Annotated in this window: 1 protein-coding gene and 2 pseudogenes; all 3 read left to right on the plus strand. The window is 59.3% G+C overall.

What is annotated here, in order from left to right; all coding sequences use genetic code 11:
- Nucleotides 1–52 precede the first annotated feature (52 nt).
- A pseudogene (locus FSO04_RS45350) lies at nt 53–436 on the plus strand (transposase); the annotation flags it as partial.
- Between the two features lie 130 nt (nt 437–566).
- Nucleotides 567–1,697 carry an IS110 family RNA-guided transposase gene (locus FSO04_RS45355; RefSeq protein WP_154567942.1) on the plus strand — a complete coding sequence of 377 codons (1,131 nt, stop codon included), beginning with the start codon at nt 567–569 and terminating at the stop codon, nt 1,695–1,697.
- Nucleotides 1,698–1,963: 266 nt separating this feature from the next.
- Nucleotides 1,964–2,911 (plus strand): annotated as a pseudogene (locus FSO04_RS45360) (IS701 family transposase); the annotation flags it as partial.
- Nucleotides 2,912–2,997 lie beyond the last annotated feature (86 nt).

Consider the following 2,997-nt stretch of genomic DNA (forward strand, 5'->3'; position numbering starts at 1 on the left):
ACTAAAAGCGATACCTGGTAGTATGAAGTAATAGCGACTACCGGGTATCGCAATGACAGACGATCTCGATGATTTTGATGCGTATCTCGACCATCTGGCACAGGAGTTAGGGCACGCTAATCGCCACGCCGGCCTTAAAGGCTACTGTTCCGGCCTGGTGATGCCGCTGTCACGGAAGAGCGTCGAACCGATGGCCGCGCATATTGATCCGCTTCACGCCAGTGCGAAGCATCAGTCGCTCCACCACTTTGTTGCCAAGGCCGAGTGGTCCGACAAGGCGATCATGCAGCGGGTGCGCGAATGGGTGATGCCGGCGCTAGGCGCGCATGCCGCTGAAGAGGCCGGCTACTACTGGATTATTGACGACACAGGCTTTCCAAAGAAGGGCCGCCATTCGGTGGGCGTTGCACGCCAGTACTGTGGCCAGCTCGGCAAGTCAGTATGACTCCCCGGGCAGCGAGGCTGGCCACCGTGGGGAAGTGAATCGCGGGTTAGCATGCTGCCAGAGCCGCAAGAGTGTGGCCGGAGCCACCACTCGACGGTTTGTTTCCGACACGGAGGCCAGCATGAGCCAGGATAGCACGTTATACGTTGGGCTGGACGTTCACAAAGACTCGATCACGGTTGCCTACGCGATGGGCCTGGACGAAGTTGAACTGTTCGGCAAGATCGGCACGACACACATGGAAGTCGATCGTCTATGCAAGCGACTGCAATCCAAGGCCAGGCATGTTCACGTTGTCTATGAGGCAGGTCCTTGTGGTTACGGACTGAATCGCCGGCTCGTCGAGAAAGGCTTCGATTGCATGGTGTGTGCGCCATCGCTGATTCCGAGAAAGCCCGGTGATCGCGTCAAGACCGACCGGCGCGACGCGTTCAAACTGGTGCGTTCGCTGCGAGCCGGCGATCTATCCGCAGTGCATGTGCCGACCGTGGAAGACGAGGCGTTTCGCGATCTGGCCAGGGCGTGGTCGTCCGGCCGGGACGATCTGAAACAGGCCAGGCAGCGATTGAAGTCTTTCCTCCTTTCCCACGGCGTACGTTACTGCGGTCTGGCGAACTGGGGGCCCGCGCACCGGCGGTGGCTGAGTACCCTTTCGTTCGATAGTGCGTGGCAGCAACTGGCGTTCAACGAACACCGCCGCACCATCGAAGATCGCCTTGCGCAGTGTGACCGACTGGAGGCAGCGCTGCACGAAGCTGTCGTTAGCTGGCGGTTCTATCCGGTCGTACTGGCGTTGCAGGCGATGCGCGGCATCCAGTTCACTTCGGCGGTGGGACTGGTGTCCGAACTCGGAGATCTGTCGCGCTTTGAACACCCGCGGCAGTTGATGGCGTGGCTGGGCGTTACGCCGTCGGAATATTCATCAGGTAGCAAACGGCGCCAGGGCAGTATCACCAAGGCCGGAAACAGCTATGCAAGAAAGCTGCTGGTTGAATCAGCCTGGAGCTACCAGCATCCGGCGCGCGTGAGCAAAGACATACAGAGCCGGCAGGAAGGCATACCCAAGCCCATTATCGATCGGGCCTGGGATGCCCAGCTACGCCTGTGTGGCCGATATCGCAGGCTCGTGGCCAGAGGAAAGAGCCGGCAAGTTGCAATCATTGCTGTGGCCCGTGAACTTGCCGCGTTCATCTGGGACATCGGCCGAATGGGGATGACCCTGGCGGTACCGCAAAGCGAACAGCCTGCGTAACGAGTTTTTCCACCCAACACCTCACACACTGCGAGTTTCCTGAAGGCGGCGTAGCCCGGTATCTGAGCAATCCGCGTTCCTGTTTGGCAACGGCATCAGGCCGACTTGTGTGGCAAGAAAGCGGCAGGCTCATGACACGGACCTCTGTAATGCGGTACCCAATCCGCGAATATCAGCGTGATCCGCCGTCGAGATTTACTGCTACGTCGCCCTCAGGAAATTCAAAAACGCCTATGAATAAGATTTAAAACCCACCCTATTGACACGGGGAGTCATATCAACAGGACAACTGTCAGGTCGCAGTGAGTTTATCGATCGCAACGCAACGCGGTAGCCTGCCAATCGCCTGGCAACTGTATGTCCCCAGGGAGTGGATTGACGATCAGGTACGTGCCCGTCGCGCAGGCATTCCTGACGATCAGGCCTTTGCAACCAAACCACAGATTGCACTGGCCCAACTGCGCGAAGCGCTTGCATCCGGGATTGTGCCGGGTATCGTGCTGGCCGATGCGGGATATGGTGATGAAACGGCCTTTCGGGAAGGGATAAGCGAGCTGGGTTTGTTATACGCCGTGGGGATCCGTCCGGGCACCTCAGTATGGGCACCAGGTACGGCGCCGCTACCGCCCAAGCCCTGGAATGGGCGCGGCAACCCACCGACACTGCTGCGTCGCGCACCCGGCCACGAACCGCAAGCGGTCAAGGCGCTGGCCATGCAATTACCCGCGAACGCCTGGCAGACCGTAACCTGGCGGGAAGGCAGCAACGCGGCACTCTCCTCACGCTTTGCCGCCGTGCGGGTTCGTCCGGCTCATCAGGACTATTGGCGCAGTACCCAGCGCGCTGAAGAGTGGCTGCTCATCGAATGGCCCGAGGGAGATAAAGAGCCGCTCAAGTACTTTCTCAGTACCGCTCCCAAGGAGGCGACACTTGAACAACTCGTCCTGGTGACAAAGATGCGCTGGCGTATCGAGCGCGACTATCAGGACCTGAAGCAGGAGTTCGGACTGGGTCACTACGAAGGTCGCGGCTGGCGTGGCTTTCACCACCACGCCACGCTGAGTATTGCCGCATATGGGTTTCTGATGGCCCAGAGACTGCGGATGGGATCAGGCAGCGGCGATAAAAAAAACTTCATCGAACGCGCGCTGCCTGCGCTTCCCGCGGATTACATCGCACGCGGCAGTCCAGCGCGCACAACGCCACGTTCCTGACTCCATCACGACGTTGCGTATCCTGCTCGGACTACGACTCACGCAACGTCTGCACCATTCATCGCAGTGGTGGCACGAAAAATATG

The organism is Paraburkholderia madseniana, from assembly GCF_009690905.1.
GTDB classification, from domain to species: domain Bacteria; phylum Pseudomonadota; class Gammaproteobacteria; order Burkholderiales; family Burkholderiaceae; genus Paraburkholderia; species Paraburkholderia madseniana.

Bases quoted from the DNA above. Each gene is read 5' to 3' on its own strand.
- FSO04_RS45355 (WP_154567942.1), top strand. From the start codon at position 567: ATGAGCCAGGATAGCACGTTATACGTTGGGCTGGACGTTCACAAAGAC.